This window comes from Pseudomonas fuscovaginae SE-1 (assembly GCF_000364705.1).
Taxonomy (GTDB): Bacteria; Pseudomonadota; Gammaproteobacteria; order Pseudomonadales; family Pseudomonadaceae; genus Aquipseudomonas; species Aquipseudomonas fuscovaginae_A.
In genome coordinates this window covers 36,066-42,312 of sequence record NZ_AQOH01000163.1, presented here as the reverse complement: position 1 = coordinate 42,312, position 6,247 = coordinate 36,066, and the positions used below count along the sequence as shown (strand labels likewise).

Genomic DNA, 6,247 nt, shown 5'->3' with positions numbered 1-6,247 from the left:
GGGAGCCGATCCAGGGCGACGCAGGCCGGCGCCATCGGCGGCGGTGGCGCGAGCGCCGGGTCCTCTTCGAGCAGTTGCCAGACCAGTTGCTGGCGTACGGTCAGGACATGCCCGTCGGCGTCGAACTCGGTGACGAAGGAATGCGGAATGGTCGGCGGCGTGAGGAAGAACATCGGCCCGCGCTCGACGAACTGGCGGTCGTCGAGGTACACGCGCACCGCCCCGCTCTTGACGTAATGCACCTGGAAAAAGCGGTCGTGGCGGTGCACCGGCATGTTGCGGCCGAAGAAACCGGCCAGGTTGCTCAGGCGGTCGTAGTGGATCTCGGCATCGCTGTAGCGCTGGTCGTAGACCTGCCCGATGTTGATGTTGGGGATGGGCGAACGTTCGCTGCGCATCACGGAATTCCTTGTTGTTATGGCGGCATGCTGCGCGCTTTTACCGGCTTTGAACAGTTGGCCGGGCGCAACCTCGCTTGACGATCGTTAACATATTAATTATAACGTTAACACATTAACAATATCGGGCCCCAGGCCCTTCCAGGAGATCGAGATGCCCCGAAGCCTGTACGACACGGCCCACGGAACGCTGTTCGGCATCGCCCTGAACTACCAAGGCCTGCTCGCCCAGCGCCTGCCCGAGTTCAACACGGCGCCCTACCAGAAACCACCGGTCAAGCCGGTGCTGTTCATCAAGACGCCCAACACCCGCAACCAGCACGACGGCACCGTCGAGCAACCGGCTGGCGAACGCCTGCAACCGGGCCCGGCCCTGGCCGTGGTGATCGGCAAGCGCGCCAGCCGGGTCAGCGAGGCCCAGGCCCTGGAGCATGTGGCCGGCTACACCATCGCCAACGAATTCAGCCTGCCGGAAGACAGTTACTACCGCCCGGCGGTCAAGGCCAAGTGCCGTGACGGCTTCTGCGCGCTGGGCCCGGTGCTGGTGCCCACCCGCGAGGTGGCCGATCCGCAGACGCTGACCCTCAAGCTGTTGGTCAACGGCGAAGTCGTGCAGGAAAACACCACCGCCAACCAGGTGCGGGGCGTAGCGAAACTGATCGCCGAACTGAGCGAATTCATGACCCTGGAGGTCGGCGATGTACTGATCACCGGCACCCCGGAAGGTCGTGTCGACGTGCAGCCGGGTGACCGGGTGGATGTCGAGATCACCGGCCTGGGCCGTTTGACCAACCACATCGTCAGTGAACAGGAGCCACGCCCATGAAACACGCCCGTATCCTGTTCGAAGGCAACGTGCACGCGGTGCAGGTCAACGACGACCACAGCGTGCGCCTGGAAGATGGCCGCGTGCTCGGCGAGAAGCAGGTCACCTGGCTGCCGCCGGCCAACGGCAACATGTTCGCCCTGGGCCTGAACTACGCCGACCACGCCCGCGAGCTGGCCTTCACCCCGCCGACCGAACCGCTGGCGTTCATCAAGTCGCCAGGCACCTACACCGGCCACAACCAGCAGACCTGGCGCCCGGACGGCGTGACCTACATGCACTACGAGTGCGAGCTGGTCGCGGTGATCGGCAAGCCGGCGAAGCACGTCAGGCGCGAAGACGCCCTGCAGTACCTGGCCGGCTACACCGTGTGCAACGACTACGCGATCCGCGACTACCTGGAAAACTACTACCGCCCCAACCTGCGGGTGAAGAACCGCGACGCCACCACCCCGGTCGGGCCGTGGATCGTCGATGTCGCCGACGTGCCGGACCCGTCGAACCTGAAACTGCGCACCTGGATCAACGGTGAGCTGAAGCAGGAAGGCACCACCGCGGACATGATCTTCGACATCCCCTACCTGATCGAATACTTCTCCAGCTTCATGACCCTGCAGCCGGGCGACATGATCGCCACTGGCACGCCGGAGGGCCTGGCCGACGTGGTGCCGGGCGATGAAGTGGTGGTGGAAGTCGAAGGCGTCGGTCGCCTGGTCAACCGGATCGTCAGCGAGGCTGACTTCTTCAAGCACAACGTCAAGCACAACAAGGCATGAGCAGCATGATCAAGCACTGGATCAACGGCCGTGAGGTCGAAAGCAAAGACACCTTCGTCAACTACAACCCGGCCACCGGCGAGGCGATCGGTGAAGTCGCCAGCGGCGGTGCCGAGGAAGTCGCCCAGGCCGTGGCCGCGGCCAAGGAAGCCTTTCCGAAGTGGGCCAACACCCCGGCCAAGGAACGCGCCCGGCTGATGCGCAAGCTCGGTGAGCTGATCGACCAGAACGTGCCGCACCTGGCCGAGCTGGAAACCCTGGACACCGGCCTGCCGATCCACCAGACCAGGAACGTGCTGATCCCGCGTGCCTCGCACAACTTCGATTTCTTCGCCGAAGTCTGCACGCGCATGGACGGCCACACCTACCCGGTCGACGACCAGATGCTCAACTACACCCTGTACCAGCCGGTGGGTGTCTGTGGCCTGGTGTCGCCGTGGAACGTGCCGTTCATGACCGCCACCTGGAAGACCGCGCCGTGTCTGGCGCTGGGCAACACGGCGGTGCTGAAGATGTCCGAACTGTCGCCGCTGACCGCCAATGAACTGGGTCGCCTGGCCGTCGAGGCCGGCATTCCCAACGGCGTGCTGAACGTGATCCAGGGCTACGGCGCGACCGCTGGCAACGCGCTGGTCCGTCACCCGGACGTGCGGGCGATCTCCTTCACCGGCGGTACCGCCACCGGCAAGACGATCATGCAGACAGCGGGCCTCAAGAAGTACTCCATGGAGCTGGGCGGCAAGTCGCCGGTGCTGATCTTCGAAGACGCCGATCTGGAACGTGCACTGGACGCCGCGCTGTTCACCATCTTTTCGCTCAACGGCGAACGCTGCACCGCCGGCAGCCGGGTCTTCATCCAGGAAAGCGTCTACCCGCAATTCGTCGCCGAGTTCGCCGCGCGGGCCAAGCGCCTGATCGTCGGCGACCCGACCGATCCGAAGACCCAGGTCGGCTCGATGATCACCCAGCAGCACTACGACAAGGTCACCGGCTACATCCGCATCGGCCTCGAGGAAGGCGCCACGCTGCTCGCCGGCGGCCTGGAGCGTCCGGCCAACCTGCCGGCGCACCTGGCAAAAGGTCAGTTCATCCAACCGACCGTGTTCGCCGACGTGAACAACGGCATGCGCATCGCCCAGGAAGAAATCTTCGGCCCGGTGGTCTGCCTGATCCCGTTCAAGGACGAGGCCGAAGCGCTCAAGCTGGCCAACGACACCGAGTACGGCCTGGCCTCCTACATCTGGACCCAGGACATCGGCAAGGCCCATCGCCTGGCCCGTGGCATCGAGGCCGGCATGGTGTTCATCAACAGCCAGAACGTGCGCGACCTGCGCCAGCCGTTCGGTGGTGTGAAGGGGTCGGGTACCGGCCGCGAAGGTGGTCAGTACAGCTTCGAGGTGTTCGCCGAGATCAAGAACGTGTGCATCTCCATGGGCAGCCACCACATTCCGCGCTGGGGTGTATGAACCCGAGAAGGCATGCTGCACCCTGCTGGAGCCGGCCTGGCCGGCTCCCACCGCGGACGCGGACCGACAACAACAATCAATTACCGGAGAATCCCATGGGCAAGCTCGCACTGGCCGCCAAGATCACCCACGTGCCCTCCATGTACCTGTCCGAACTGCCCGGCCCGCGCCAGGGCTTCCGCCAGGCCGCCATCGACGGGCACTACGAGATCAGCCGGCGCTGCCGCGAACTGGGCGTGGACACCATCGTCGTGTTCGACACCCACTGGCTGGTCAACGCCAACTACCACGTGCTCTGCAGCCCGAGCTTCGAGGGCGTGTACACCAGTAACGAGCTGCCGCATTTCATCAGCAACATGCCCTACGCCTTTCCCGGCAACAGCGAACTGGGCAAGCTGCTGGCCGACACCTGCAACCGCCTCGGTGTCGAGACCATGGCCCACCACGCCACTACCCTGGGCCCGGAATACGGGACGCTGGTGCCGATGCGCTACATGAACCAGGACCAGCACTTCAAGGTCGTCTCGGTCTCGGCCCTGTGCACCTCGCACTTCCTCGCCGACAGCGCGCGCCTGGGCTGGGCCATGCGCAAGGCGGTCGAGGACCACTACGACGGCACCGTGGCGTTTCTCGCCAGCGGCTCGCTGTCGCACCGTTTCGCCCAGAACGGCCAGGCGCCGGACTTCGCCACCAAGGTCTGGAGCCCGTTCCTGGAAACCCTGGACAACCGTGTGGTGAAAATGTGGGAAGACGCCGAGTGGGCGGACTTCTGCGCGATGCTCCCGGAATACGCCGCCAAGGGTCACGGCGAAGGTTTCATGCACGACACGGCAATGCTGCTCGGGGCGCTGGGCTGGTCGGCCTACGACGGCCATGTCGAGGTACTGACGCCCTACTTCGGTTCCTCCGGCACCGGACAGATCAACGCCGTGTTCCCGGTCACGCCGCAGGACGGTTCGGCCATTCCCGCCGCCCAGGCCTCCAACCCCGCGTCGGCCGGCCTCGCCAACCGCCTTTGAAACGAGGAGCCCCCCATGCCTCATCTGGTATTGCTGTACACCCCGGACCTTGAAGCCGAGGCCGACATGCCCGCGCTGTGCCGCCGCCTGGCCGACACCATGCTCCAGGCCCGCGACGACAGCGGCAAGCAGGTCTTCCCCACCGGAGGTACCCGGGTGCTGGCCTACCCCGCCGCGCATTGCGCGGTGGCCGACGGCCAGGGCGACTACGGCTTTCTCTACGCCAACCTGCGCATGGGCCTGGGGCGCAGCGGCGCCGTGCACAGCGCGGTCGGCGACAGCCTGCTGGCGGTGCTGAAAGAGGTGCTGGACCCGCTGCTAAAACGACGACCGATCGGCATCACCCTGCAGATCGACGAAAGCCAGGCCCAGGTCTACGACGGCAAGCACAGCAGCCTGCACCCGCTGTTCAACGGCCGCGCCTGAGCCTATCCCGTCTCATCCCATAAAAAGTACAAGACCATGAGCACGACCCACTCCGCCTCGACCCTGTGCGCGGCACAGGACCCTGCTGCCCGCGTTTACCGCCAGGTGACCTGGCGGCTGATCCCGCTATTGCTGGTGTGCTACCTGTTCGCACACCTGGACCGGATCAACATCGGCTTCGCCAAGATGCAGATGGCCGCCGACCTGCACCTGAGCGACACGGTCTACGGCCTGGGTGCCGGACTGATCATCGCCGGCATGGGCGCCAGCGCCGCGCTGCCGATGTTCTGGCAACTGCCACCGGCCTACCTCAATGACCGCACCCAGGCCACCGGCATCGCCCTGATCAGCTCCCTGGGCAGCGTTGCCTCGTTCCTCACCCCCTACTTCATCGGCTGGATGCGCGACACCACCCACAGCCCGAGCCTGGCCCTGCACATCCTGGCCCTGTTCATCGCCCTCGGCGGCCTGCTGGTGCTGCGCACCCGGGCCGCCACCGTCAACCCTTGAGAGAGATTCTGCCCATGCTCGATTCCACCTTCATCCAGCAAGCCGCCGCCCGCCTCGACCAGGCCGAACGCTCGCGCGAACAGGTTCGCCAGTTCTCGCTCGACCATCCCGACATCACCATCGAGGACGCCTATGCCATCCAGCGGGCCTGGGTCGCCAGGAAGATCGCCTCCGGGCGCAAGCTGGTCGGCCACAAGATCGGCCTGACCTCACGCGCCATGCAAGTGTCATCGAACATCACCGAACCAGACTACGGCGCGCTGCTCGACGACATGTTCTTCGACGAAGGCAGCGACATTCCCTTCGAGCGCTTCATCGTTCCACGGGTCGAGGTGGAGCTGGCGTTCATTCTCGGCAAGCCGCTCAAGGGCCCCAACTGCACGGTGTTCGACGTGCTCGACGCCACCGAGTGGGTGATCCCCGCGCTGGAAATCATCGACGCACGCATCCAGCAGATCGACCCGCAGACCAAGGCCACGCGCAAGGTCTTCGACACCATCTCCGACAACGCCGCCAATGCCGGCGTGGTCATGGGCGGCCGCGCCGTGCGGCCGACCGAAATCGACCTGCGCAAGGTGCCAGCCGTGCTGTATCGCAATGGCGTGATCGAGGAATCCGGCGTCAGCGCCGCCGTGCTCAACCACCCGGCCAAGGGCGTGGCGTGGCTGGCGAACAAGCTGGCGCCGTACGACGTCACCCTGCAACCTGGGCAGATCATCCTCGGCGGCTCGTTCACCCGCCCGGTCGCCGCCAACCCGGGCGACACCTTCCACGTCGACTACGACCTGCTCGGCAGCATCGCCTGCCGCTTCGTCTGAACCGGAGG

7 protein-coding genes and 1 pseudogene are annotated in these 6,247 nt (G+C 65.4%); 7 read left to right on the top strand and 1 reads right to left on the bottom strand.

Annotated features, from left to right (window positions below; all coding sequences use genetic code 11):
* A partial coding sequence (locus tag K675_RS0116225) for an AraC family ligand binding domain-containing protein (protein WP_017904553.1) occupies positions 1-398 on the bottom strand: 398 nt, incomplete at its 3' end.
* 154 nt (positions 399-552) lie between these two features.
* Here K675_RS0116225 and K675_RS0116220 point away from each other — a divergent pair.
* From K675_RS0116220 to hpaH, 7 genes and pseudogenes are all read left to right on the top strand, one after another.
* Positions 553-1,224, top strand: coding sequence for a fumarylacetoacetate hydrolase family protein (locus tag K675_RS0116220; protein ID WP_017904552.1), 672 nt, complete (start codon positions 553-555; stop codon positions 1,222-1,224).
* Entirely contained in the window at positions 1,221-2,000 is a 780-nt protein-coding gene (locus tag K675_RS0116215) for a fumarylacetoacetate hydrolase family protein (RefSeq protein ID WP_017904551.1), read from the top strand. The genes K675_RS0116220 and K675_RS0116215 overlap by 4 nt, the downstream gene beginning before the upstream one ends.
* Positions 2,001-2,005: 5 nt before the next feature.
* Positions 2,006-3,466: a 5-carboxymethyl-2-hydroxymuconate semialdehyde dehydrogenase gene (gene hpaE, locus K675_RS0116210; RefSeq protein WP_026145246.1), complete on the top strand. Its 1,461-nt coding sequence runs from the start codon at positions 2,006-2,008 to the stop codon at positions 3,464-3,466.
* A 95-nt stretch (positions 3,467-3,561) separates the two neighbouring features.
* Positions 3,562-4,485: a 3,4-dihydroxyphenylacetate 2,3-dioxygenase gene (gene hpaD / locus K675_RS0116205; RefSeq protein ID WP_017904549.1), complete on the top strand. Its 924-nt coding sequence runs from the start codon at positions 3,562-3,564 to the stop codon at positions 4,483-4,485.
* Between the two features lie 15 nt (positions 4,486-4,500).
* A complete protein-coding gene (locus K675_RS0116200) occupies positions 4,501-4,911 on the top strand; it encodes a 5-carboxymethyl-2-hydroxymuconate Delta-isomerase (RefSeq protein ID WP_017904548.1) in 411 nt (136 codons plus the stop codon).
* Positions 4,912-5,151: 240 nt separating this feature from the next.
* Positions 5,152-5,421 (top strand): annotated as a pseudogene (locus tag K675_RS32350) (MFS transporter); the annotation flags it as partial.
* A 14-nt stretch (positions 5,422-5,435) separates the two neighbouring features.
* A complete protein-coding gene (hpaH, locus tag K675_RS0116190) occupies positions 5,436-6,239 on the top strand; it encodes a 2-oxo-hept-4-ene-1,7-dioate hydratase (RefSeq protein WP_017904546.1) in 804 nt (267 codons plus the stop codon).
* The last annotated feature ends 8 nt before the right edge of the window (positions 6,240-6,247 follow it).

Coding starts and splice junctions, on each gene's coding strand:
- K675_RS0116220 (WP_017904552.1), top strand. CDS start 553: ATGCCCCGAAGCCTGTACGACACGGCCCACGGAACGCTGTTCGGCATC.
- K675_RS0116215 (WP_017904551.1), top strand. CDS start 1,221: ATGAAACACGCCCGTATCCTGTTCGAAGGCAACGTGCACGCGGTGCAG.
- hpaE (WP_026145246.1), top strand. CDS start 2,006: ATGATCAAGCACTGGATCAACGGCCGTGAGGTCGAAAGCAAAGACACC.
- hpaD (WP_017904549.1), top strand. CDS start 3,562: ATGGGCAAGCTCGCACTGGCCGCCAAGATCACCCACGTGCCCTCCATG.
- K675_RS0116200 (WP_017904548.1), top strand. CDS start 4,501: ATGCCTCATCTGGTATTGCTGTACACCCCGGACCTTGAAGCCGAGGCC.
- hpaH (WP_017904546.1), top strand. CDS start 5,436: ATGCTCGATTCCACCTTCATCCAGCAAGCCGCCGCCCGCCTCGACCAG.